Source organism: Natronolimnobius sp. AArcel1 (assembly GCF_011043775.1).
Classification (GTDB): Archaea; Halobacteriota; Halobacteria; order Halobacteriales; family Natrialbaceae; genus Natronolimnobius.
The window spans coordinates 49593-71669 of sequence record NZ_JAAKXY010000008.1 but is presented as its reverse complement, the minus strand read 5'-3'; the positions used below and the strand labels follow the sequence as shown (position 1 = coordinate 71669).

The 22077-nt window shown below is 55.4% G+C and carries 25 protein-coding genes; 6 read left to right on the top strand and 19 right to left on the bottom strand.

Going from position 1 to position 22077, the window contains the following annotated elements; translation table 11 throughout:
• Positions 1 to 496 precede the first annotated feature (496 nt).
• Complete coding sequence (locus G6M89_RS20930; protein WP_165163844.1) at positions 497 to 1291, bottom strand: hypothetical protein; 795 nt, start codon at positions 1289 to 1291, stop codon at positions 497 to 499.
• Between the two features lie 327 nt (positions 1292 to 1618).
• Between G6M89_RS20930 and G6M89_RS20925 the strand changes: the two genes are divergently transcribed.
• Positions 1619 to 2101 (top strand): type IV pilin, encoded by a 483-nt coding sequence (locus G6M89_RS20925; RefSeq protein WP_165163843.1) that lies wholly within the window; start codon positions 1619 to 1621, stop codon positions 2099 to 2101.
• A 1-nt stretch (position 2102) separates the two neighbouring features.
• Here the strand turns inward: G6M89_RS20925 and G6M89_RS20920 are convergent, their stop codons facing one another.
• On the bottom strand, positions 2103 to 2549 hold the full coding sequence (locus G6M89_RS20920) for a S24/S26 family peptidase (RefSeq protein ID WP_165163842.1): 447 nt from the start codon (positions 2547 to 2549) through the stop codon (positions 2103 to 2105).
• A gap of 367 nt (positions 2550 to 2916) precedes the next feature.
• Between G6M89_RS20920 and G6M89_RS20915 the strand changes: the two genes are divergently transcribed.
• The gene (locus G6M89_RS20915) at positions 2917 to 3432 is read left to right on the top strand and encodes a hypothetical protein (RefSeq protein WP_165163841.1); all 516 of its coding nucleotides are present in this window, start codon (positions 2917 to 2919) and stop codon (positions 3430 to 3432) included.
• An 834-nt stretch (positions 3433 to 4266) separates the two neighbouring features.
• Here the strand turns inward: G6M89_RS20915 and G6M89_RS20910 are convergent.
• On the bottom strand, positions 4267 to 4716 hold the full coding sequence (locus tag G6M89_RS20910; protein WP_343162670.1) for a PIN domain-containing protein: 450 nt from the start codon (positions 4714 to 4716) through the stop codon (positions 4267 to 4269).
• Between the two features lie 18 nt (positions 4717 to 4734).
• A complete protein-coding gene (locus G6M89_RS20905; protein ID WP_165163840.1) occupies positions 4735 to 6003 on the bottom strand; it encodes an RNA-guided endonuclease TnpB family protein in 1269 nt (422 codons plus the stop codon).
• 53 nt (positions 6004 to 6056) lie between these two features.
• Between G6M89_RS20905 and G6M89_RS20900 the strand changes: the two genes are divergently transcribed.
• Complete coding sequence (locus G6M89_RS20900; RefSeq protein WP_165163839.1) at positions 6057 to 6200, top strand: hypothetical protein; 144 nt, start codon at positions 6057 to 6059, stop codon at positions 6198 to 6200.
• 80 nt (positions 6201 to 6280) lie between these two features.
• On the opposite strand, the gene G6M89_RS20895 is transcribed toward G6M89_RS20900, so the two are convergent.
• The 10 genes from G6M89_RS20895 to G6M89_RS20850 all read right to left on the bottom strand — a co-directional run bounded on the left by G6M89_RS20895 (position 6281) and on the right by G6M89_RS20850 (position 13348).
• The gene (locus tag G6M89_RS20895; RefSeq protein ID WP_165163838.1) at positions 6281 to 6547 is read right to left on the bottom strand and encodes an AbrB/MazE/SpoVT family DNA-binding domain-containing protein; all 267 of its coding nucleotides are present in this window, start codon (positions 6545 to 6547) and stop codon (positions 6281 to 6283) included.
• Positions 6548 to 6914: 367 nt separating this feature from the next.
• Positions 6915 to 7757, bottom strand: coding sequence for a hypothetical protein (locus tag G6M89_RS20890; RefSeq protein WP_165163837.1), 843 nt, complete (start codon positions 7755 to 7757; stop codon positions 6915 to 6917).
• A gap of 189 nt (positions 7758 to 7946) precedes the next feature.
• Positions 7947 to 8978, bottom strand: coding sequence for a hypothetical protein (locus G6M89_RS22170; RefSeq protein ID WP_206335658.1), 1032 nt, complete (start codon positions 8976 to 8978; stop codon positions 7947 to 7949).
• Positions 8979 to 9121: 143 nt separating this feature from the next.
• Positions 9122 to 10042: a hypothetical protein gene (locus G6M89_RS20880; protein WP_165163836.1), complete on the bottom strand. Its 921-nt coding sequence runs from the start codon at positions 10040 to 10042 to the stop codon at positions 9122 to 9124.
• Positions 10039 to 10818 (bottom strand): hypothetical protein, encoded by a 780-nt coding sequence (locus tag G6M89_RS20875; RefSeq protein WP_165163835.1) that lies wholly within the window; start codon positions 10816 to 10818, stop codon positions 10039 to 10041. The genes G6M89_RS20880 and G6M89_RS20875 overlap by 4 nt, the downstream gene beginning before the upstream one ends.
• On the bottom strand, positions 10819 to 11682 hold the full coding sequence (locus G6M89_RS20870) for a hypothetical protein (RefSeq protein WP_165163871.1): 864 nt from the start codon (positions 11680 to 11682) through the stop codon (positions 10819 to 10821).
• A gap of 35 nt (positions 11683 to 11717) precedes the next feature.
• Positions 11718 to 12260, bottom strand: a complete 543-nt coding sequence (locus G6M89_RS20865; protein WP_165163834.1) for a hypothetical protein — start codon at positions 12258 to 12260, stop codon at positions 11718 to 11720.
• Complete coding sequence (locus tag G6M89_RS20860) at positions 12253 to 12480, bottom strand: hypothetical protein (RefSeq protein WP_165163833.1); 228 nt, start codon at positions 12478 to 12480, stop codon at positions 12253 to 12255. The genes G6M89_RS20865 and G6M89_RS20860 overlap by 8 nt, the downstream gene beginning before the upstream one ends.
• Positions 12477 to 12920 carry a hypothetical protein gene (locus G6M89_RS20855; RefSeq protein ID WP_165163832.1) on the bottom strand — a complete coding sequence of 148 codons (444 nt, stop codon included), beginning with the start codon at positions 12918 to 12920 and terminating at the stop codon, positions 12477 to 12479. The genes G6M89_RS20860 and G6M89_RS20855 overlap by 4 nt, the downstream gene beginning before the upstream one ends.
• Positions 12917 to 13348: a hypothetical protein gene (locus G6M89_RS20850; protein WP_165163831.1), complete on the bottom strand. Its 432-nt coding sequence runs from the start codon at positions 13346 to 13348 to the stop codon at positions 12917 to 12919. Before G6M89_RS20850 ends, G6M89_RS20855 begins: the two co-directional genes overlap by 4 nt.
• A 211-nt stretch (positions 13349 to 13559) precedes the next feature.
• Here G6M89_RS20850 and G6M89_RS20845 point away from each other — a divergent pair, with 211 nt between their 5' ends.
• Positions 13560 to 13802, top strand: coding sequence for a hypothetical protein (locus G6M89_RS20845; RefSeq protein WP_165163830.1), 243 nt, complete (start codon positions 13560 to 13562; stop codon positions 13800 to 13802).
• A gap of 407 nt (positions 13803 to 14209) precedes the next feature.
• Here the strand turns inward: G6M89_RS20845 and G6M89_RS20840 are convergent, their stop codons facing one another.
• The 3 genes from G6M89_RS20840 to G6M89_RS22660 form a co-directional block, all read right to left on the bottom strand.
• Complete coding sequence (locus tag G6M89_RS20840) at positions 14210 to 14797, bottom strand: metal-dependent hydrolase (protein ID WP_165163829.1); 588 nt, start codon at positions 14795 to 14797, stop codon at positions 14210 to 14212.
• A 65-nt stretch (positions 14798 to 14862) separates the two neighbouring features.
• Complete coding sequence (locus G6M89_RS20835; protein ID WP_165163828.1) at positions 14863 to 15471, bottom strand: hypothetical protein; 609 nt, start codon at positions 15469 to 15471, stop codon at positions 14863 to 14865.
• 212 nt (positions 15472 to 15683) lie between these two features.
• Entirely contained in the window at positions 15684 to 16820 is a 1137-nt protein-coding gene (locus tag G6M89_RS22660) for a glycosyltransferase family 4 protein (protein WP_165163827.1), read from the bottom strand.
• A gap of 204 nt (positions 16821 to 17024) precedes the next feature.
• On the opposite strand from G6M89_RS22660, the gene G6M89_RS20825 reads away from it, so the two are divergent.
• Positions 17025 to 18290: a sulfatase gene (locus G6M89_RS20825; RefSeq protein WP_165163826.1), complete on the top strand. Its 1266-nt coding sequence runs from the start codon at positions 17025 to 17027 to the stop codon at positions 18288 to 18290.
• A 4-nt stretch (positions 18291 to 18294) separates the two neighbouring features.
• Positions 18295 to 19425 carry a glycosyltransferase family 4 protein gene (locus G6M89_RS20820; RefSeq protein ID WP_165163825.1) on the top strand — a complete coding sequence of 377 codons (1131 nt, stop codon included), beginning with the start codon at positions 18295 to 18297 and terminating at the stop codon, positions 19423 to 19425.
• A gap of 9 nt (positions 19426 to 19434) precedes the next feature.
• Here the strand turns inward: G6M89_RS20820 and G6M89_RS20815 are convergent, their stop codons facing one another.
• Both G6M89_RS20815 and G6M89_RS20810 read right to left on the bottom strand, forming a co-directional pair.
• Positions 19435 to 21048 carry an alkaline phosphatase family protein gene (locus G6M89_RS20815; protein WP_165163824.1) on the bottom strand — a complete coding sequence of 538 codons (1614 nt, stop codon included), beginning with the start codon at positions 21046 to 21048 and terminating at the stop codon, positions 19435 to 19437.
• A 5-nt stretch (positions 21049 to 21053) separates the two neighbouring features.
• Complete coding sequence (locus tag G6M89_RS20810) at positions 21054 to 22010, bottom strand: FkbM family methyltransferase (protein ID WP_165163823.1); 957 nt, start codon at positions 22008 to 22010, stop codon at positions 21054 to 21056.
• Positions 22011 to 22077: the final 67 nt, after the last annotated feature.

Genomic DNA, 22077 nt, shown 5'->3' with positions numbered 1-22077 from the left:
GGCAAGGGGGTGGGGGATTGTCGTTGCCACCGGCATCCGTGCGAAGACATCACCCCCTTGCCCACGCACCACCGAAGATGGCGCTCAGCCGTCTTCGAGAATCCCACCTTCTGCAGACGCCACTGACTCTACTGTTCAATGCGGTGAGCGTCCTTTTGACAGCATGTTGTTCATCGATTCTCGAGTACTTTTTCAACCTGTAACGGCAGCCGTCGGGGCCAACGATATGCCACTTGCTGGAACCGGGTCGAGCAAATGCTGGCCTGATTAATGATGTGGATCACCGCGGAATATTTGGTCTGCCATTGAGCGGTGAATTGTGTATTTGAATGATGCGGTTCACGCCCGTTGAGCAACCCGATGGTTTGCGATACCCATCAGAACGCTTGCGTTCTGAGGACGTCACCAGAAGTCAAGACTTCTGGTTGGCACGCAAGATCTGCGGTCTTGCGAACGCCGTGAAACGGCGGAATTCTCTCGCTGTTTAAAAATGGTCTCAGCGGACCGTGCCGAGCGTCCGCGCCGCGTCCGCTGAGATAATGATATCCCGTTTGCCCAGGTGTACGCCGTCGCCTGCCACGGATTCAATCAACGCAGAGAGGGACTCGAGATACTCCCGATTGCGCTCTTCGCGCACCGTGAGTGTGTCCTTGTTTGGCCGTTCGACCGCCCGGTTCTCGAGATACGCATACACGAACGTCTCGCACACGTCCGTCGGTGCATCCTCGAGATACGCCGGTAACTCGAGGTGGCGGTCTGTTTTCGGACCCACGGGCGCGCCAAGGGCTGCGAGTACGCGCCCAAGCACGGTGCCGTCCTCAGTCGGTCGAATCTCATCAGCCCGCCCGTCCCGATCGTCGATGAGTTCGTACTCCGCGCCCACAAGCTCGAGGGCGTCGATAACGTGGCTGTCTTCGCCGCGCTGGTTCAGCGCGAACGACGGCCTATAATCCTGTGCGCCGATAGAGCCGCCGGAAAAGACGTTCGCGACGAGTGCGTTTAGGCCCGTGAACGTTGGGTCGGAGAACTCGCACTCGAGCCACCCGTGGCGATGTGCGGCTTCGATTGCGTTGACGGCATCCGGCGCACCGCCCTCGTCAACCCACAATCGAATGCGCCCGCGTGGGAGGCCCGTCGCCGAGGCCGTCGCGCCCGACTTGGCGTCGTTGCGAAACGCGTAGCTCGTCGCGCGGCGATACTGGTGGACGGCTTCATAGGCATCGGCGTAGGCCCCACCGTCATACGTGCGCGCGAGCGCCTGTTCGGTTGGCAACGGTTCAACGTCAGACATGTGCGCGTGTGGTGGCGAGACCGGCAAGTAAGTGCCGGATTGTGTTTCAAACGTGAGAATGGCAGACGGCGCGGCTTCAAGCGGTCGCTGTGGATTTTCTGTGCGGGCCTGAATATCACTGTTGAAAGTCTTTAGGACAGTTTTTTGATTCGATAATATACACTATCGGGAAATTATATATACCTCTGATTCAGTGGTTTGTATCAGCGCCAGAAAGGACGGCAGGGAAGGGTGCGACGGGTGTGTGGAACCCCCATCCCGTGCGGGTTTCGATACTCCTGCATGGGGCATAGGCCTTCCGACCGTTTATGGTGCGTGATAAAACACATGTTTGATGGAAAATCAATCGCGAACAAATTGGTCGGTTCAGAAGACGAACGTGCAGTTTCTCCTGTCATAGGGGTTATACTCATGGTTGCCATAACGGTTATCTTGGCAGCTGTAATCGCAGCGTTTGTCTTGGACCTTGGTCAGCAGACTGGGAGTGCGCCAGTCAATGCTGTTGTAGGAACGGATGTTACCGAAGATCCCGACGGCGACTACGGATACATTGAGTTTACCTTAGAAGAAGACGGTAATGCTGCAGAGTTCGTTGTCCGCGGCGACGATGGTAGTGACTTTCACGACAGTGATCAAGGTGGCGAAGTTGAGTTGAGTGACTTAGACGGAGTTGGGACGACTCATACTCTCTATGAAGACGGTGGCTCTGAAAACGATGATCTGGCAGAGGATGGAGACCTAAATATCGTCGCTATTAGCGAAGATGGTGAAGAGAGCGTTATTGGAGACGTAACTTGGAACTTCGACTGAGTTAAAAATAATATAATTCTTTTTCTTTCGAGTACAGAGAAATCCCAATGATAGTGAAAAATAACCCGAGAGTGAGAGTACTTACTGGGGTTCGAGCCACGACAACACCGACGCGGTTCTCGTCAGTTACGTAGTCGACGCCAGTTACCTCTTGATCAGTGTATGGGTTCGCATCACCTTGGGTGACGTATCCAGACCCGGTTTCGTCGGCAACACGGTGGACCGGGCGGTCGTCAGTTAACTGCCCGTCTTGCTCGAAAATCACCACGTCCCCAACCTCTGGTTCGCTGTCAACCCATACATTGACCATCATTCCGTCGTCGCCCATTGACGGCCCGTCCGATGCGACAATTCCGAACGGCAAGCCTAGTACTGGACCAGCGAGAATCCAGGCTGCGGCCAAGAGCGATGCAAGCAAACCAACCGCGTAGATCCGCCGGTCATCCATACTCGAGACTGTCACTCGAATCTATAAATTACTCCCGCCGATAGAAAGCCCCGGCGGATGCCGAGGCACCGACCGTTCAGGTCGGCGTGCATACAGTGGATTGCCCCGATACGCTCGAGGCATCGGCATCAACGAACGTCGCCCATATCAAGATTCCCCACCAACCAGCCAGTCACCGAAACTATTATATCAGTCGTTGTGAACGTTCGAAATAGCGCGGGAGTCGGACTGTCGTTGCCAGACTGTCCCCTCACGCTGCGCCACCCGCCGGTCCGCCCGACCGGCCCTACTGCCCTTTCCATGACTTGTCGGTTCAGATTTGTTCAGTATACACAACTTTAAGTAAATATACTTGTGTTGCATAGTCATGGATACTGACGAATATATCGAGGGCGTGCGGTTCAGTTTGCAAGATCACGAATACAAGACAGTTGAAACCGATAAGGGCCAGTTCGAAGGTATATATACAAAGACGAAAACAGTCAGTTATCTGGACAGAGGTCGTGAGTGCCGCTGTATCGCACCAGCTATCGTCGGCGGTGATTTGTCACTCGAGACAGTTCGTTCTGGGATTGATGCACTTGAATCGGTTGCTGAGAGTGGGTTGAGTAGCGACACAGTTGGTGTTGATAAACTCTCGTCAACACCACTGTTTCCGGCATTCATCACTAATGAGCCGATTGACGGGGTTATCAAAGAACGCGTCTCAGATATGGATAGTGCGAAGGGTAACGATCTCAAAGTCCCAATTCTCGTTGAAGTTAGCGAAGGTGGCCGGATTAGAAGTGGTGGTGTTTCGCTTACATACCCTGTGCCGCCGCGTCGGCAGTTGCCAAAGCGCCGGGCTGTAAAATCACTTGTTAGTGCCATTTTCGACGCGTAGGGTGCCCGTCGCCTATACATACCCGCACACTGAACAGTTCGGACATGATTACCGGTTACGCGGTTTTGCAACCCGACGTACAACCGGATCGGGAAGTGGTCGTCCACCGCGACAGTGAGATTGACCACCTGAGTTCGGTCCTCGAGCCGCTGACCGACGGTGTGGCACCCGGCGGGGCGTTCCTATTTGGGCCACCAGGAGCGGGCAAGACCTGTTCGGCAGCCTGTGTCTGTGAGCAACTTGGCGACGTGGCTGGCGTCGAATCGGTCGTGATTGACTGTCTGTCGGCTCACTCCCGGCGAACCGTACTAAACGTCTCTCGAGTTCGCGTGACTGCAGTTCCGTCACCCGATTTTTGCTCATGGAGGCCTTGTTCAGCGCTGCTTCAGTGGCTTTTTCGAGCCGGTCACACGTCTGTTCGGTTTCCCCAAGACGCTCATCCTGATTCTCGAGTCGGGCTTCTAGAGTGAGCAACCTTTTCGGCAAGGAAGATTGCGACGAGTGGACCGAAGTACGCGAGCAAGCACCGAGATATTCTGGCTAGCCGAGGACCATCCGCAAATTGGCAGTAATACTCACCGCAGATATTGAAACTGAGTGTCCAGGCGTATTTATACGAGTAGACATTAAGATTCAACATAATTCCGAAGGCTGCTTTGGTTATCCTCGATGTTATCACGAATGGCGGCCCGACCACAGGTCGCCCCCTACCGGGACAACGACCAACGAGGAGCGTACAAACCGGAGTACCTGTGAGGGGAAAGTTGACACTGTGGAATCGGCATGGCCGAACCCCTAGCGGTGGAATCCTCGCGCTTCAACGCAGGGAGGATGTTAAGCGTCCTCGGTCGGCTCCAACGGAAGACGCTCGGGATCGACGTCCTCGTATGCTTTGTCAGAGCTCAAAATGGGATGGCCGCGATTTTCGGCAGTAGCAGCGTGGAAAGAATCGAACGCGGTCATTCCGTTCTCAAAATAATTCACAGCCTTGAGTACGATCTGGCGTTCTTCATCGGTCTCAACGGGTACAACCTCAAGCATATTCGAGAACAGCTTGATGTAGTCGAACTCGTGGCGCTCGCTGATGAGCAGAATCTCCAAATATGAATACGTGGAGGTGACAACGTCGTGCTCTTCCAACTCTTCCTCTGCTCGAGCTTTGAGCCAGTCAGAGTCTTTTGCAAGAGCGAGGAGATAGTCTGTCTCGACATACGCATTGACATCCTCACCGCGCCTAAAGGCGCGGGAATCCTCGCGTTGGGGTCTCGACTCATGCCGAACCACCACGCGAGCGACTTTCTCCTACGTGTGTAGGATACTCCGGTTCGTGCGCGCTTCTTTGGGACTTTCGTGAGAGCGTGGTGACTCCAGCCAGTCGTGGCTGTCCCACTCGAATCGCACGGGCCGTGCCATCGGCCGTGGTACGTCTGTTTCGTGCCGCCTCAGGAATGTCTCCGACGCGGTGAGGTCCGCGTGACCCTCGAAGCCACACTGACAGGTCAGCGTGTCCTGGTGCCGCGTCGTGTCCTCGGTCGAACCGCAGTTCGGACACGTCTGCGAGGTCCACGCTTCCGTACGCACTTCGACCGTGATACCGAACTCTTCGGCGGTACACGCCAGTCGGTCGATGAACGCGCGGAACGCCCAGAAGTTGTGCGTCTTCGCGTTCGTCCGAACCAGCCAGTGCGTCTCGAGAACACCGGTTAAGTCGCCGACGTACACCGTCGAAACGCCCTGATCGTACAGTTGTTCGATAAGATCGCGAGCGAGTGCGTCCATCGCATGATCGCGCCGGCGCGTCCTCCGTCGGTACAGCCGCCGAATTCGGTTCGACGAGTATCTTCCCTCTCGGAGTTTCGACTGTAGCTGGGCGATCTCTCGCGTCGTTTCGCGGAACCGTTCGAACAGGTCGCGGCCTTCGTACAGGTACTGCTCGCCGGTTGTGGTCGTACAGGCGACGATGTTGTTCGCACCGATGTCCAGAGCGGCGGTTTCGTCCGCCAGTGGTGAATCCTGTCGAGAATTGTCTACCGTGACAGGTTGAAAGGCCCTGAATTGGTCCGACGGCTCGTCGTAGTACAGTTCTAACCGGCCCTGCTTGCCGTCCCACTTCGGATCGCCAGCGACTTCGAGGCGTAGCCGTTCGGTGTACCCAAGGTCGTACTTCTCCTTGAGTTCCTTCCCGACGGGAATCTCGAGGCGGGAGCGGTCGCCCATTTCCAGTGTGTACTGGTCGTTGCGAACGTAGGTCCGCAACGTTCGGCCGTCGTCCTCATTCCCCCAGTAGCCGGGAGGAGAACACTGTTCGCCCTCTTCTTTGAGCGAGAAGAACGACTTCCACGCACTCTTACTCTTTCGGATGAGCTGTTGGGCGGTGGCGCTTCCGAGCACACCGACGTACTGTTTGCGGTAGTCGGCGGTGTCCCAGATACTTTCGCCGTCGAAGTACTGCTGGCGTCGTTCGTAGGTGAGTTCGTTCCAGAGGCTGGCAGAAGCGTCCAACAGTTTGTGTAGTAGCTCGCGATCCTGTTCGGATCGAGGGCGAACGACGAACTGGTTCGTCCGCTTCATCAACTATCTCTTGTGGCGCAAGACACATAAGTGTGTGATTTATGTGATGGTATGTGGTTGAGATTCGGATCGAGTTCGACGACGATGAACAGTACGGTCGGCTGAAAGAACTGAAGCAACACCACGGACTAACGTGGAAGGGCTTGCTCCTTGAAGGAGAGAAGCGCGTCCGCGAAGAGACCCCAGACAAGCAGTAGTCGGCGGTTGGTCGGCAGTGCCTACCGCTCAACCTCCGCCTTCAGGCGGAGGCACGCGCTTTATTTTTTATCATTCCTCGCTATCCTCCACCGCGCGTTTTCCTCGATCGAATCCCGCTTTCGCATCTTTTTTTCGCCTGCTCTTTCGCTTCTTCACGGAGTTCTTCTATCGACTCACCCTCAAATGCGTCACCGGCAGCTTCACGAATCGCCTGAAGAGGGTTTTCGTCGATAGGGATGAGTTCGAGGCGATCCTCATATTCAACCACGTGAAACCTCTCGCCATACTTCTGCCTCAGTTCTGAGGACAGGTACACCCGCCCGTGCGAATCCGTTTCCACTGACATAGGTATCTGTTTGTATGACATAAATAAAGGTTTTATCCCAAATACCGGTTGACTGTTCCATAGTGGAGATTCGCATCTCACGGAAAAAGGAGAAGATGCTGTTGGAGGAACTACAACGGAGTGATCCGGAACTGAACGACGAGTTGGAGGCTCCAGTGACAGCTGTTGTCTTCAGAACAGCCTTCAACCCCTGTCTTTCAGTGTGACCACCGACGACCACTCGAGCGACACACCCACCGGTAACCACCCCTCGTACACCCGCTGTCCTAGTGTGAATTAGGTTTCCGTGAGAGTCAAACGGCCCCTCTCGAGGCGTTTTTTCACCCCCTGTCCCCGGTCATCCGAGGACACCAGGTGTCACCAGTGTTTACTCATCACCTGTCGTCTCTCCAGGGATCTCGACGTCTTCGGGGATCACGAGCCGACGCTCCGTGTACTCGAGGCCGTTCTTGCGCTCTGTCCGTTTCCGGATAGCCACCCGATGCTTCGAGAGATCGAGGATAGCGTCGATCACCCTCGAGACCAGCTTCTTCGCATAACTCTTGCTGATACCGGGTTCTTGCCGACGAATCCAATGCCTGAGATCACTCGCCTTGAGGTACTCTTGGATGTCCTTGCAACCGGTCTCCCAGGGATTGTCGCCGACGCTCGGGTCTGCTCGAGCCTGCCACAGTTTCGCGGCCAGCCGTGTGGGCAGTGCGTTCGTACTTGCTCGTCGCATATCGTCGTCCATCTGAGCGAGTTGCTGAATCGGCAGGAGGTCGCCATACGCTAACGAGACTTCGCCTCGATCGAGCGGGTCTGCCTGCTCAGGCAATCGAAAATACTGCTTGCCATCGTCTTTCGTGATCTGCTCGAGGCGACCATCGGCGACATCGACGGCATGCTCATCAACAGTTTCTGTGCGCAGGTGTGCGCCTTTCTCGAGTTCGCGGCTTTGGAGTTCCGTTACCCGGTCTTTGTTCGCGCTTGCTTTGTTGAGTGCAGCTGTCGCGAGGCCTGCGGTTTCGTCCTCGAGGTATTTGACGCGGTCTTCGAGGTCTGCTGTTCGCTCTGCAAGTCGGTCACGATCGCGCTCGAGGGCTTCGATGCGTTCGTCTTTGGCATCGAGGTCGCTTTCGAGGGTCTCCACTCGTTCGTGGAGGGCCTCGAGTTGGTCGGCAAGCTGGTCTGGATACTGTGCAGTCGTCGAATCGCTGTTGGTGGACATTGCTAAGTGGAATCGAATTAGTGAGCGAACGATACCGAGAGGCGTAGCTGAGGAACCCGGAACTGCACTCGAGTGTGAGTGCTGTGTGGGTCCCGAACTCGAGTTCAGATTCGAGCTCGAGTTTGAGTCCAACTACGCGCCTGTGCGCACCGATGCGCGACAGGTGGTGGTTCCCACGCTTACGCTGGGTCAGTGACCGGCGGCGGGGTGGGTGTCATCGTCGAGGTCGTCGTCGACGGGTTTGTATTCACAGCCGTTTCCGACGGGTTCGAACCCGGGGACGTAGCTAAAGCGCTTGCCTGGCTCGGTGGCAAACATCACGGGAAGCGTGCCGCGGCTTTTGCGGGCCGTCCACTCCGCGGAGTACTCATAGAGATCCGAGGAGGGGGTCGTGGTCTTCGGTGCTGGGAGGTCACCACGTGCGAGATCCTCGAGTTCAAGGACGCGGACCTCGAGATGGCGGGCGAGTTGTTCAGCGCGGGTCGTGAGTTCGGTCGTATGACAGAGGACGGGCATTGCTCGGCAGGCAAACGCCACGGTACACAGTCGGTAGATCGTCCCCGGGGTGATCGTGTCGTTGGTCCAGTCTTTACACTGGGCGACGAGCCAGTCTGAAGGGTCGTGTTGTTTCTCGGTCCGGCAGGCGACGACGTCGACCTCGAGGCTGAACGCTGTCTGGCGAGTGTCGGCGGTGTAGCCCCAGCGTCTGAACGCCCGCTGGAGTTGGTACTCGAGCCAGCGTCCATCGCCTTGGCCGCGGCCCTCGACGTGGGCGTACGTCGCATCTTTGGTGTTTAGGTCAATCTCGAGGGGGCTGTTGGTGTCGACGCCGGGGAGGAGGTCGCGAAGCTCTCTGATCACTGAGAGTGCGGATTCGAATTTTTCTCCGGGGGATTCGCTGTAGCGGTACTCATCGGGGTGTTCGTTCTGTGCCAGTTCGTGACAGATTGTGAGTCGGCGTTCGATCTGTTGGATAGCCTCGTCGTATTCCTCCCAGTCGTCCTGTTCTGTATTGAGTTCGGCTGCTGGGTCCGGATCGGGGAGTATCTCACGTGCCTCCTGGAGGTTGAGTGCGACCAGGAAGAGACACTGTCGGACCTGGTAGATGTTGTCTGCAAGATCGCTGTGGGACATCGCGTTTTCTCGCAGTGAGTCGACGGTCTTTCGCAGTGGGTTGAGCTGCTCGTAGTACGCGTTCGGGTTTGGTGTGTTCTCAGTCATTGGTTTCGTTGGATTGGGGTGTCGTTAGTCATTGGTCTCGTTGGGGTTGCCACCGGAAGGTGAATTTTTGTCGCAAATTCGATTTCTTTATTTGATCTCTGGGATGATTTTCCGTGGCGATTCCACTCGTCTCCATCAGTTATCTACCCTGGCGATCCACCCCTCGTTGTGCGTTCTGACGGTGATTCAACCGGTATCACCCGCAGCTCACCGAAGCCGTACTTTGAATGACTGCCAACTCGGAGAATGCCGCTTTTGGCGGTTTTCACCGGGCGGTTACCATCGTAGGAAACCACTTGCCCATGGTCAACCGTTTGGAGCCTGTATACCTCGCGTTGCTCCAGTATCTTTTCTTTGCGTTCACGGAGTTCGGAGCGGTCTTCTTTCCACCACCACGGGACGTCTTGATCATGGACGTTCGCGTATTCCGACTCCAGCACGAATGGCGTCACGAGTTCGAGGATGAACGTCTCGCTCTCTTCAAGGGAGGAATAGTCTATTTCCTCTAAGTCAACGACGCGTGTCTCTTTCAATCGGGTGATGCCGTAACCATAGTTCCGCTTGCCGCCGAACTGAAGCCCGTCAAGGACCGCTTCATCCAGCGGAAGCACGGCGGGATCGTCAGCGTGCAGGTAGGCGTGGATGTACCACTTCGTTGTCTGGTGTTGGTACTGTGCATCCTCGGGCTTGCCCATGATCATCTCGTGGGCCAGTGCTGGGTGCCCGCTCTGTGGGCGAATATCGTGGGTGTTCAGCGCGTCTCGTGGGCGACTGTCGAGCAGCCAGCGATGTGCGGGGTTGCGCATCAGGAACAAGTCCTCGTATGATTCGACATCTGGGAGTCCACTCCCGAGATACGGGCGCACACCGCTCTGTGAGTGTTCATCCGGGAACTGCCCGAACTGGCCAGGCACAAACATCCCGTGACTGGCGTGGAGGTGCTGGTGGCTCTCGTGTGGGACGTGCTGGCCGAGTGCATGGAGGATGGCGTTCCCCGAGACGTAGTACGGGTGGCCGATGTAGTCCATCTCCAGCTCCCAGTGGACTGGCTGGATGCGCGTCATTGGTCGAACGCCTCCCGGAAGTCCTCGATGTACTGCAGTGCTGTTGACCAGGAGCCGATCCGTCGGAGGTTCGTATCGAGTACCATATCGTATTTGTCGTGGTTGGTCTCGAGCGGGTGTGCTGGCAGTCGGTTCCAAACTGATGCCCACGATCGCCATGGTCGACTCCCGAGGCGTGCAGCGGGCTGTCTTCCAGTGTCGACATCAATCCGGAGTGTGGAGTACTCGTCTGCATAGACCGTTCGGTGGGGAACGATCTCGTCGGCGTCGTCAACAACGAGGTGGAGACCAGCGAACTCGTGGTCAGCGCGGTAGTTGTCGAACAGCGCCGCGACGAGCAGGGTGTGGTACTTCAGGCTCGTGTACGGATAGTAGACACTCTCGTTGAACGCCGAGACAACATCGCTGTTCAGCCACGCCCGATGCATGGCTTCGGGGTCGTCTTCGGTCAGGAGATCCCGTATGGCGCTCTTGACGCTGTTGTGCGTGAACTCCTGCGGGTTGTACCGACTCTCGCCCTCGATGAGTGAGAGTCGGTAGTGCGTCTCATGATTTTCGACTGTTTGCTCAGGCTGGCCGCTGGGTCGGCTCAGTGCTGACGCGTCGCCGTCAGCGCCGTAGGGGACTGTCTGATTCACCGGAACGCCCGCGAACGTCTTGGGAGCGTCCTCGTGTGACTGGCCGTTCATCTTGTGAGCATCGTGGCGGTAGACCGCGACTGTTTCGTCCGGGGTGTCCTCACTCTGAACGTCGTTGCGGGTAGCGTTCTCGCTCATCTACGGTCCCTCCTCAATGCGCTCTTTGAGGTCGTTGACGAACGCCGGACGGTACTCCGCTTCCCACCGGTCGTCTTTCTCGTCCATCGGGTTCGTGGCACCCCTGCCACGGTCAAAGACGCGTTTCAGTTCTCGATCCTCGTAGAGCGGGTTGATGAGTTCGCAGTCGACGATTCCCGCGCCGAAATTGCGGGCTCCGCCGAGCTGGTGCATATAATCCGTCTTGTTTCTTTGTAGCAGCTCGATCGCTTCAATCAACAGCCCGACGAACTCCGGCTTCATCTCTCGAAAGGAGAGGTGCCAGCAGCCGTCGAGGTTCGCCACGGCGTCGATCTCCGTGTTTCGCAGCGGCTCGCGGTTGTCCTCTCGGTTACGGGAGACGACGTTCCGGTTCAACCGGCGGTAATGACCCTCAGCCTGTCCCCGTGTGTAGTCCACGCTCGAGCGAACAGGATTGAACTTGATCGGCCGGCGCATCACCTTACCGGGAATGTCGCCGAAGCCGCCAAAGAGGTCAAAGATGACACAGCCGTCGTCTTCTTTCGGGTCGTCGGTACACGCGCCCTTCTCGTGGTAGCCGGCCTCGAGGTCGCGGTCGTACACATTGGCTTTGCGGAAGTTCGCGTTTGCCTCGCCAGGGTGGCAGGCAGTAGCCCCGTAGTCACGGACGACTCGCTCCATTCCATGGCGAAGCCACCCGGATAGCGGGAATGCCGGAATAATACCGCCGATTTGGTTCTGTGGGTCGGTATCTTCGTAGTTACCGTTCGAAGCATGATGGCGGTCAGTCATTATCGAGTCGCCAACCACCAGCAGGTCGGTCTGGATGCGGACGAACACGTCTCGGTCGATGCTATCAATCATTTTGTTGATTGGATCGGATCTCTTCAAGTGTTCAGTCATGGACGATTTGTCTCGGGCGAGTCTTTGGTGGGTGACTGTGCCGGTGGGGTTCGCTCGTCGATGATCTCGAAGATGCGCGTTGGGCCTCCCCATGATGTGATCTCGACTTCGGTTTCGTCGTATGTTGGGGGGAGTGGGCCAAAACCCGTGAGGACTCTGTCGTCGTACTCCTGGAGGCCGTCGGGGATGCGAGCGTCAATGCGGTCTCGAGAGTCAACGATCGTCAGAAAGCCCTCGTAGCCGACGAAGTACGAGGGGACGGTGGTGCCCTCGTCGGTGAGGTAGAGTGGTTCGGTGGTGGTGATCTCGAGGCTTCGGAGGGGCCCGAGTTCGATCGTTTCGGTTGGCGTTGTTTCCCAGACGATGGTGCCCGCTGTGTTGGTGATCTGGAGCGTTCGGTCGTTGGTTCGGATCCGTTTGGGGGTGGAGTCCGTGACGGTCCCTGTTTTTGTGGTGGGTCCAGTGGGTGTTCCCCAAGTGAGTTTTATTCGGGTGTTTGCTGGGATGGTCTGTAGTGGGCTCGAGTGGGTGTCACTCATCGGTAGTGCCTCCGTCTGTGTCTTTGGTCGGTGGATCCCAGCGGACAGTGAGTAATGCCGGCTGGAGTTCGGCGTGGATAGTGTAGAGGCGCTCGAGGAGCCGCTTTCGGGTGGTTCTGTCTAACTGTGAATCGGCTTCGACCGCCTCGAGGAGGTTGATTGTGAGAGTCTCAATCCCCTCGAGCGTTTTCTGGTAGGTGTCTTCGTTTGGCGGGCTCATTGTCTTGGGATTGAGTCGGCGGTAAAGTCAGCGCGGTTGTACGGCGTTTCTGAGAGTCTGTGGATGGTTGGGTACCCAGCCGTCCGGAGATGACTCTCGAGGTCTGTTTTTGTGACTGCGTACCAGCCGTCTTGAGTGGGCGACCGATATCGGAGTTGGCCGTTGATTTCGGCGACCGTGTCTTCGTTGGTGAAGGTGAGGACGGCTGGATTGGGGTGGTCCCAGGTGCCGTGGATTTGGCTGATGAGTTCCTCGAGTGTTGGCGGGTCCTCTGGTGGGTGAAGGGTGAGGTCCGTGGTGTGTTCGGAGCCGCAATGGCGCCACTCGCTGCCGTTCCACTCGCGTTCGATCCGGCGGTAGCCCTTCTCGAGGGGTTCGAAGGTGAGTCGTCGTGGGAGACCGGTTTTGGGTGTCCACTGGATCGTGATCGGGTCGGTCATCGACACTCCTCCAGCAGTTTGGTGTGGGTCTGTTCGATGTCTCCTAGTGTGAGCGGGCGCTCGAGCTCGAGGGTGATCGTATCCGGGTTGAGGATCTGTTGGAGGTGGCTCGTGTAGGTCTCGAGGAGGTTCTGTGCGTCCGGAGTGAGCTGGTAGGTGCTTGTCGCTGGCTGTTCGGTCAGGTAGTTTTTGTGGGTGAGCGTCTGGAGGTCGGCGTGGAGTTGGGTCGGTTCTACGTCGGGGTACCAGCGCTGGAGAGCGGGTTTCAGTTTCGCCGGGATTGCTGGTTGGGCTGTTTGTTCGAGACACGCGATCGCGAAAAGAATGTCTCGAGTGCGTGCGGTGAGTGTGGTCCACTCCGGGTGGTTTTCGGGTGATGCATCTGGTCTATCGAGACCTTGAAGGTCTCTTGGGTTGTTAGCGTACATGGCTTCCGTACCGTGATTACGGAAGCTTCTCACGGGCTGATGCTTGTCCCATCGGCCCGTCGTATTACCGATCTGGTGAGTCAGATCTGCCTAAGCTTCCGTTATGATATTCATAGACCTCGTCGCACTTAGTTGTTTGCAAAAAACTAGCTTTTCACGGGAAACAATATTCCCTACTATAATATGTAGCTAGAGGATAGAACCTATTGGTATGCCTGGCGGACGAGAAGAAACTGTTGAGGATATTGAAATACTTATGCTCTTTTCAAAATCAGACGATCCCGCTCTATTTACTGGTGAAGTCGCTGATGAAATTGGATTCTCTAACCAAGGCACACTGCCCCGTCTTCGAGAACTTGAGGAGAAAGGCCTTCTAGAAACAAAATCTGGAGGGCGTGTCCCTATTTGGTGGCTAAGTGATGAAGGTCATGAATATCTTGATCAGAATCTGTGATGGCTATAAGTATATTTCTCTGAACGAGACCGTGATCTCTCGGAGATACACTCTATAAGACGAATTATGTTCACGTGCGCGCATCGCGATGGTAAGTAGCAACATGTAATATGCCGTCCCTTGCCACGGGTTTGCGCCTAGCCGGATACGGGGAGAACTCTCGGGACGATTCGCTGCCAACGGTACGGACACATCGCCAGTGTTTCACGGAACCGGTGCTCCGAGCCCACAGTCCGCGATGGAAGGGTTTCCACTAAAGTCTCCAATCCATCAGTAACCAAATTTCACGGATGTCTGCATTCGTCTCAACCGTCTTTCGATCGCACTCCACCTTGATGTGTCGCACCTTTGGTCCCACCAGAAGAGGTTTGATCGGCATTTTGTCGTTCATCCACAACAGTTCCGACTCACAGCTCTTGGTCCACAACGAGATGAACGATTACGCCACCAGCTGCAGCGAACGCGATAATCACACCCATTTCTCCGTCAAGAAACGCGATTGGTTGGAATGTTTGACCGACAATTCCAATGCTAAAGTACGAGATGAGACCAGTAATGAACGCGAAGGGGAGAGAGTGCGTGAATCCCCGGTGCGTGAGTATGCTGTCGAACGCATTCCCTCCGAGAAGGAGTACCGCGACACCGCTCACAAGGAGAACACCGCTACCGATCGTGAGTGTGTCACCACTCGCGCCGAAAACGTGAGCAAACTGGCCTAATCCACGGACAAATTCCGGTGAGAGCGTCGGGAGCGCAAAGACAGCGATGATAACGCTGATACTCACATACTTCCCGGCAGTACGTCGCGGCCTCGAGTCCTGGTGATCGATATCCGGAATAAGCGATCCGACGATACCGTAGATTCCTGCAACGACTGCTGCAAGGATGGTTTCAGTTCCTGTAGCACCCCACTCGAGTGCGAGGAATGCGGCTATACCGGCAGCGATAACTGCGTACTTCTTACCCGCTTCGTAGTGTTGATCGAAGTTTCCCATAGTATTGTATCTGTGTCGTATCTATCAGCCGACGGTTGATCGAGTCGTGTTTTATTTGCAAGTCGTTAGTCGGACCTGAGTTCCGTCGTTATCGTTCGAATTCGATCCGGACGCCACCAGTTCTGGCTACGGATCCAGTTGGCAACCGACAACGCGAACAATAGTGTCGGTGCGAGAAACATCACAGTGATCCCCGCGATCATGACTTGACTCTCCGCTTCAACGTGGATTGGACTCTCGACTCCACTCGTAAGTGCGCCAATAAAAACCAACATGAACCCTAAATACATGCTCGCCAATGCCAACGAGCGAATTGCGTCCGCATCGCTAAACGTGATGAGTCCTCGCAGTGAGAGATTCTCCAGAGGAGTTCCATGTTGTAACGCCTCCTTCCCTTCGGGAGATAGCGGCCAGTTTGACTCGGGATGGTTGATATAATAGATCGTAGTCGCCTTGAGGTAATCTTCGGCAACGATGTCGATCTCCCGGAGTTCATCAAGCCGATTTCGTATCGTCCCTCGATCCACGTCGGGTTTCAGACGGGACTCGAGTTGCGTTATCGTAAAGAAGGGACGGTCCGCCTCGAGCATGGTATCCACGACGTGTCCCTGCGTCAGTTTGTTATTGATATTTTCGCCGAGTCGGTCATTGATCCAATCTGATCTCGTTGACATTGATGTCAGAAAGACTGTTCGGTGAGATACTAAAACCACACCCAGTCTCAGGACGTTCCGGATGCAGTTCAGTAGGCACCAAAACCCGCTCCGTACGTACCGAATCGGTCTTATCAGTAGCGTATACAGTCGAAAATAGTAGTTTCACTTAAATGGTCTTTTGACCGTTTACAGGTAGATGTCCGATTATTACTGAGAAGGAAATCGATCGACTACCAGTTGCTGTCGATCGCTTGTCGATAACATTGCTCTGCCTGTTCGGCCACAGTATCCCAGTCGTAGCGTTGTGCTCGAGTACGTGGATCCATACTTGGACGTTCGCCCTCGAGTGCCCGCTCGAGAGTGGCCGCAACGTCTTCGGCGGTCGGATCCGCGAGGAATCCTGCATCCCCGATAACCTCGGACGCTGCGGATTCGGGATGTTCCGCCGCAATAACGGTACAGTCGGCTGCCATCGCTTCGGCGAACGTGATCCCGAACCCTTCACGGGTCGACGGTGACGCGAAGACATCCGCTGCGCGCATGTGCGTGAGGACATCGTCATACTCGTCGAGGAAGCCGAGCATCGTTACGCGGTCGGCGTGGTCTATATTCGCGGCTTGTCGCTCGAGCGCATCGTACTCTGGGCCGTCACCGATGATACCCAGTGTGGCGTGTGGGTAGGCGTTGGCGACGCAATCGAACGCCTTGAGAAGAAGATCGACGTTTTTGTTCTCGATGAGTCGGCCAGCGTACAGGACGGTGAACCCGTCGTCGGTCGGGTTGGTGGTTTCGATCTGATTGATATTGATTCCATTGGGGACGACTTCGATCGCGTCTCGCGTCGGGCCGATTTTCGTGAGTCGATCCGCCGTAACGCTCGAGACGGCGATCGGATAGTGTGGGGTTTTGGCTGTGAGTCGCTCGACTGCTTTGCCGAAGGGTGAGAGTCGACCGAGATATTCGTCCCAATAGTCGAGCCAGACCTCATGCCAGGTCGTGACCACGGGCGTCTCGGTTCGCAAAGTGGTGAGTTTCGAGGAGAGAACAGGGAAATACGGAAAGACGGAGGCGACGACAATGTCGTGATCGTCGATATTCCGTCGAAGATAGGGGAGCAGTCGAACAGAGAAATCGATCGCCTCCGTGATCGATCGGCGATCGTCGGTGTAGAGTTCTTTGGCGGGTGCAACACCGTAGAGGGTCATCCCCTCGTGCTCTATCACCTGTGGTCCATCCCAGTAATGGCGGCCATAGACAGTTACGTCGTGGCCTTGGTCGGCAAGTCGGGTTCCAATTTCGTGAATTCGTTTTTCGGCACCGCCAGTCACATACGGATAAATCACGTTTGAGACGAAACAGATTCGCACTGTGTATCCGATAGATCAGGGAAGTCAATATTGTTTCGGTCGAAGGTGCTACATTTTCACCGTCGAGAACTTGTAGCTGTACTTAAAGTGCATACGGGATTGTCCGAACTCGTATGTGAGCCCAAAGAATTCGACTAGTTCCAATAGAAGTCAAATTATGGTTTCCGGAAGAGTCAAAAGCGATCACGATTAGGTAACAGTTAGATGACCACTGACTGGGACCATATCATCCTTCTGTCAGCCGACGCCCTTCGGGCTGACCATCTCTCATGTCATGGCTACCATCGAGAGACGTCACCCGTATTGGACGACTTGGCGGCCGAATCGCTGCACTTTACGAACGCTTACAGCGCGAGTTCGCATACTCGAGAGGCCGTTCCGGCGCTGTTGACTGGTGAGTATCCCGACACCGCAATCGGCTCCGATTACCGGCTCGCGACGGAGACGATCGCATCGATGCTACGTGAGGACGGGTTTACAACAGGAGGGTTCCACTCAAATCCGTTCGTCTCCCGGGCGTACGGCTTCGATCGTGGGTTCGATACGTTCGACGACGATCTCCACTTCGGCAAGCACAAACTCATCGCGCTCGCACAGCGGGCCATCGACAAGCTTCGAAATCGGCATTACGCCCGTGCCGACGAGATCAACGAGCGCTCGCTCGAGTGGATCGATTCGCTGGAGTCCGATGAGCCGTTCTTCCTCTGGAATCACTACATGGACACCCACGGCCCGTACGAGCCGCCCGGTGAGTACGAGACGCTGTACCACGACGAAGGGTTGTCCGGCCGGGACGCCCAATCGCTATACCGGCGGGCGATCAAGGATCCCGACTCGATCACCGACGACGAACGGGAGCTGTTGATCGCCCTCTACGACGCCGAGATCCGGTACAACGACGAGCAGATCGGGGCGTTCCTTGATGAACTTCGTGAACGGGAGTTACTGGAGCGGTCGCTGCTCATTTTCACAGCCGATCACGGCGATGCGTTCGGCGAACACGGCTACTACGAACACCCGCGCTATCTCCACGACGAGATCACGCACGTGCCGCTGCTGGTTCGCCCTCCTGGCGGTACCAAGGAGACGGTGGAGACGCCCGCGAGCACGCTCGACGTCGCCGCGACGATTGCGGCGGGAGTCCGTTCCGACGCGGACGTCGAAGGTCGGTCGCTGTTCGACCTCGAGGACGAGGACCGGACTGTGTTTATGCAGGCCCGCGGCGAAAAGGAGGACAGTCACCGCCGGCGGTACGCGCTACGGACACGCGACGGCGCGTGTTTCTGTGATCGGGATCGGGAGACCGGCGCGCTCGAGTTCGCCGACTGTTCGTCCCGATCGCTTCGGGGTGAGCTGGAAGCGCACGTCGACGGACGGGTTCGGCGGGAGAACGGCGAGGAAGCAGTCGACGCCGGCGAGGTCGACGAAGAGATCGATCGGCGATTAGAAGCCCTGGGGTACAAGGAGTGATTCGATGCGAATCGCAATGATACAAGACGACTGGTGGCCACGCACCGGCGGCGGACCAGTCCACGTCAAAGAACTCTCGGTAGCACTCGCAGAGCAGTACGACCATACGATCGATATCTACACTCGTGCACTCGAAAAAGATGGTGAGACTCATACAGACACGGAGACGTTCGTCGGTGGTGCCGTCCGAGTTCACCGGTTGAAACCGTCAAGGGAGTACTGGAACCCGATTGGTCGGGTTTCGTCGCTCGTGACGCCAATCCCACATCTCGTAACGGAGGATTTTGACGTCGTTCACGGCCACACGTTCTTGCCGGCGGTTCCGACGCGAACTGCTGGAGCGCTCACTGATGCGTCGACGGTCTTTACCGTCCACGGCACAGCACTCACCTCCGGCGTGGGTCGCGACGAATCGATGCTCGCTCACGTCAAACGACGCCTCGAGCGGCAGTTCGTGCTCAATTTCGATTATGATCATGTGATTTCGGTCAATACAGAACATCTGGATTTGCTGGGAGAACACCATCTAAATCTCTCCTGTGTACCGAACGGTGTCAATCTCGAGCGGTTCAACGTTGATGTCGATCGGCGCGACGAAATCCTCTTTCTCGGTCGTCTCGCGCCCAAAAAGCGAGTCAGCGACTTAATTGAGGCGTTCAACAGGATTGCAGACGAGATTCCCGAGACCGATCTCGTCATCGTCGGCACAGGTCCGAAGAGCGACGAATTGAAAGCGCAGGCCAGTCGGTACGGACTCGACGGTCGTGTTCACTTCGAAGGACGTGTCTCGGACGAAGCCATCCCGCGCTACTATCGGCGAGCTCGCCTGTTCGTGTTGCCTTCAGTATGGGAAGGACACCCGTTGACGCTACTCGAGGCGTGGGCCGGTGAGGTCCCGGTCATCACGAGTGAGGTCGAAGGGATCGCTGAGTTCGTCGATCACAAGGAAACCGGATATCTCGTTCCTCCGGAGTCGCCGGACGAACTCGCAGATGCGATTCAGTACGCGCTGTCGAATCCGAACGAAAGCCAGAGGTGGGCTTCGAACGCATACGATCTCGTTCGCGAAGAGTACTCGTGGGAAGGAGTAGCCGATCGGACGAACCGAATTTACGAGCAGATCACGTCGCCGTAGTCGGTGTTCTTATTCCATATAACCGAGATCAGCGAGTCGGTCCTCGACGCTCGACATATCGGTCTCAGACTGGGAATCAACGTATCCGTCAGCGAGCTCGTCCCAGTCCACTCGTTCGATGGATTCGACATCATCGAGGAGCACTCGCCCGTCGGTGTTCGTATCGACCGGAATCCCGAGGACGGCCGCGACGGTCGGCGCAATATCGTAGATTTCGGCATGCTCGAGGTCGCCGAGCGATCGGTTCGAGAGAAGGATTCCCTCGGGTTTGTGGTTCTTGTGTGGAAAACGGCGGAACGTATCGAGGATCGAGCCGCTGACGTCGTATCGATAGTCGCGTGGAACGAGCACGATATCTGGGGCATCCTCGAGGTGTTTTCCTTCGTAAACTGCTTCTCGAGGCTGTACCGCGTCGAAGACGAGTTCGCCGTCCGGATCACGAACTTGCTCGAGTTTCTCGATGAGTTCCGTACGCGTCTCCTCGTACTCTGCTTGTGGAATCTGTCCATGGGGGTCTCGTCCTTGGACGTTCAGGTGGACGCCCAAGCTGTTGAAGTACAGCTGGAACGCTTTCGAGTTCGGATGATCGACGACCTGATTCTGGGCGGCCACGAGAGCGTCTTCGGGGAGGAGTCGTTCAACCGTCCCGGCGAGCCCGACCGTCGAGAGTCCGCGATGGATTCGCTGGGGTGAGAGTCCGACCCTGGACAGCGTGTTCGCCGTCGTCTTGATGGTCGTCTCGAGCGCACTCGACTGTTCGGCCTCCGTTTCGTCTTCGGCCGCCCCCGTGAGCGCGTCTTTTTGCTGACGGAAGTACTGTGCGTCACCCGTCGTCGTCTCGCAGTAGCCCTGCTCTGCCAGCCACGAGTTGATGTAGAACGTCCAGTCGTAGTCACCCATACCGTGGTCCGACGCAATGAAGACGGTCGGGTCGTCGCCGAGGTCGATGATATCGCCGACGAACTTGTCGACCGCCTCAAGGACCTGGCGAATCTCGTCGCGATCCTCGAGATCGTGGAAGATCGAGTCGGTGACCTGGAACTGGACGGCCATGAGATCCCAGTCGTAACGCTCGTCGAGGAATCGGGCCATATCTCGGCGGTGCCGGGCGACATCGACGTACTCTCGGACGGCATCGTCTTCGGTGCCGTACTTCGGGTAGATGACGTACTCGCCGTACTCGTCCTCGTATTCGTCGCGGAGGTGTTCTGGAGAGAACGTAACGTCCTCTCGTGCAAGATAGCCGGGGACGACCGCGCCGTTTTCAAGAGATGGCGCCGGGTTCGTAATTGGGTAATTGATTACGACTGAGGTTTGACCCTCGGTGTCAGATGCCTCAAAGAGGTAAGGAGCGCCGACATCTGGACGCTCAATAAGTCGCTTGTCGTAACCCTCTCGTGTGAAGAAGTCAAATACGCCGTGCTTACCTGGGTTACGGCCACTCAGAAAGGAGGGCCAGGCACAAGGTGTCCAGGGGGGGTGAGTACTCTCTAAGTCGATTAGCAGTCCTTTCTCACTCAGTTGATGTAGATTCGACAGACTCTCCGGGTGTATCCAACTGCCAATAGACGACCTACCAAGACCGTCTAATCCTATCAATATAACTGGCTGATCACTCTTCATTATTATTATGATTTTCGTAGAAACACATTTGGGCAACCACTGGCAGATGTCAATTCCATTATATTGTCAATTTCTATTTCGTTTTGTCGTCGAACTGTAGCCTCCAGTCTAAACCCTTTATTCTTCAAAGACTGAAGGAAAGGAGTAAGACTGTTCCTTGATTTCAATTCTCGTATGTGAAGTTCGATGAGTAATAAGAGATCCTTTGATTCAGAGAGGACTTTGTCCATTCCCTCTATTATATTTGTCTCATACCCCTCTACGTCCATCCTGACAACGTTCACCTCTTCTGCACTGATACCATTGTCTGCACAATATTTATCAATAGTTGTCATATCCACTTCGAGTTTATTACCTACCTCATTGTCTGTAGAAATGCGCGCCCAATTACGAGCATTACCCACTGACATCTGAGCCTTATTATTTTTATCTCCTACTGCTGAATCAATAATCTTTACCGTATCCTCAAAACCATTCCTTTCTATGTTTTTTGAAAGTAAATTTCCACTTTCCGGAACAGGTTCAAATGCATGTATTTCACTTTCTTTTCCTAGTATCGCTGCTTCTTGGAGTGCATAATATCCAATATTTGCTCCAGCTTCAATTACTACTGGACTACTCTCTGTAGCATTTATATCGGAAAGATATTCTCGGAATATTTTCCCAGTTAGCGGTTCGCGATCTCTATGTATTAATAGTTCATATGAGAGTCCCTGATCTAGAAGGTCAATATACATCGGAATTCCATGAACTTTAACACTTGTTATATTTTCATCGTTAGGTGATAGCAGATAAGTCACATATATACTTTTTCCTGTAACTTCATTAATGATATAGTCAATAGCTCTAATCATCTCCCCACTCTTTAGGAGTTTTATAGTGCGGAAAGAAACATCATGTGAATAATCGCAGACCAATTCTGTAGATCTAACTATGTCTCGAATATTTCGCTTGGTTATCATGCACTAATCCAGATTACACAACACTTCTCAGTCTCTTATCAAAACAGTACCGATTTTAATGTTTAGA

What these genes read in the sequence shown, in the direction of transcription:
- G6M89_RS20930 (WP_165163844.1), bottom strand. Translation starts at nt 1,291, where the DNA reads ATGTCTGACGTTGAACCGTTGCCAACCGAACAGGCGCTCGCGCGCACG.
- G6M89_RS20925 (WP_165163843.1), top strand. Translation starts at nt 1,619, where the DNA reads ATGTTTGATGGAAAATCAATCGCGAACAAATTGGTCGGTTCAGAAGAC.
- G6M89_RS20920 (WP_165163842.1), bottom strand. Translation starts at nt 2,549, where the DNA reads ATGGATGACCGGCGGATCTACGCGGTTGGTTTGCTTGCATCGCTCTTG.
- G6M89_RS20915 (WP_165163841.1), top strand. Translation starts at nt 2,917, where the DNA reads ATGGATACTGACGAATATATCGAGGGCGTGCGGTTCAGTTTGCAAGAT.
- G6M89_RS20905 (WP_165163840.1), bottom strand. Translation starts at nt 6,003, where the DNA reads ATGAAGCGGACGAACCAGTTCGTCGTTCGCCCTCGATCCGAACAGGAT.
- G6M89_RS20895 (WP_165163838.1), bottom strand. Translation starts at nt 6,547, where the DNA reads ATGTCAGTGGAAACGGATTCGCACGGGCGGGTGTACCTGTCCTCAGAA.
- G6M89_RS20890 (WP_165163837.1), bottom strand. Translation starts at nt 7,757, where the DNA reads ATGTCCACCAACAGCGATTCGACGACTGCACAGTATCCAGACCAGCTT.
- G6M89_RS22170 (WP_206335658.1), bottom strand. Translation starts at nt 8,978, where the DNA reads ATGACTGAGAACACACCAAACCCGAACGCGTACTACGAGCAGCTCAAC.
- G6M89_RS20880 (WP_165163836.1), bottom strand. Translation starts at nt 10,042, where the DNA reads ATGACGCGCATCCAGCCAGTCCACTGGGAGCTGGAGATGGACTACATC.
- G6M89_RS20875 (WP_165163835.1), bottom strand. Translation starts at nt 10,818, where the DNA reads ATGAGCGAGAACGCTACCCGCAACGACGTTCAGAGTGAGGACACCCCG.
- G6M89_RS20870 (WP_165163871.1), bottom strand. Translation starts at nt 11,682, where the DNA reads ATGATTGATAGCATCGACCGAGACGTGTTCGTCCGCATCCAGACCGAC.
- G6M89_RS20865 (WP_165163834.1), bottom strand. Translation starts at nt 12,260, where the DNA reads ATGAGTGACACCCACTCGAGCCCACTACAGACCATCCCAGCAAACACC.
- G6M89_RS20860 (WP_165163833.1), bottom strand. Translation starts at nt 12,480, where the DNA reads ATGAGCCCGCCAAACGAAGACACCTACCAGAAAACGCTCGAGGGGATT.
- G6M89_RS20855 (WP_165163832.1), bottom strand. Translation starts at nt 12,920, where the DNA reads ATGACCGACCCGATCACGATCCAGTGGACACCCAAAACCGGTCTCCCA.
- G6M89_RS20850 (WP_165163831.1), bottom strand. Translation starts at nt 13,348, where the DNA reads ATGTACGCTAACAACCCAAGAGACCTTCAAGGTCTCGATAGACCAGAT.
- G6M89_RS20845 (WP_165163830.1), top strand. Translation starts at nt 13,560, where the DNA reads ATGCCTGGCGGACGAGAAGAAACTGTTGAGGATATTGAAATACTTATG.
- G6M89_RS20840 (WP_165163829.1), bottom strand. Translation starts at nt 14,797, where the DNA reads ATGGGAAACTTCGATCAACACTACGAAGCGGGTAAGAAGTACGCAGTT.
- G6M89_RS20835 (WP_165163828.1), bottom strand. Translation starts at nt 15,471, where the DNA reads ATGTCAACGAGATCAGATTGGATCAATGACCGACTCGGCGAAAATATC.
- G6M89_RS20825 (WP_165163826.1), top strand. Translation starts at nt 17,025, where the DNA reads ATGACCACTGACTGGGACCATATCATCCTTCTGTCAGCCGACGCCCTT.
- G6M89_RS20820 (WP_165163825.1), top strand. Translation starts at nt 18,295, where the DNA reads ATGCGAATCGCAATGATACAAGACGACTGGTGGCCACGCACCGGCGGC.
- G6M89_RS20815 (WP_165163824.1), bottom strand. Translation starts at nt 21,048, where the DNA reads ATGAAGAGTGATCAGCCAGTTATATTGATAGGATTAGACGGTCTTGGT.
- G6M89_RS20810 (WP_165163823.1), bottom strand. Translation starts at nt 22,010, where the DNA reads ATGATAACCAAGCGAAATATTCGAGACATAGTTAGATCTACAGAATTG.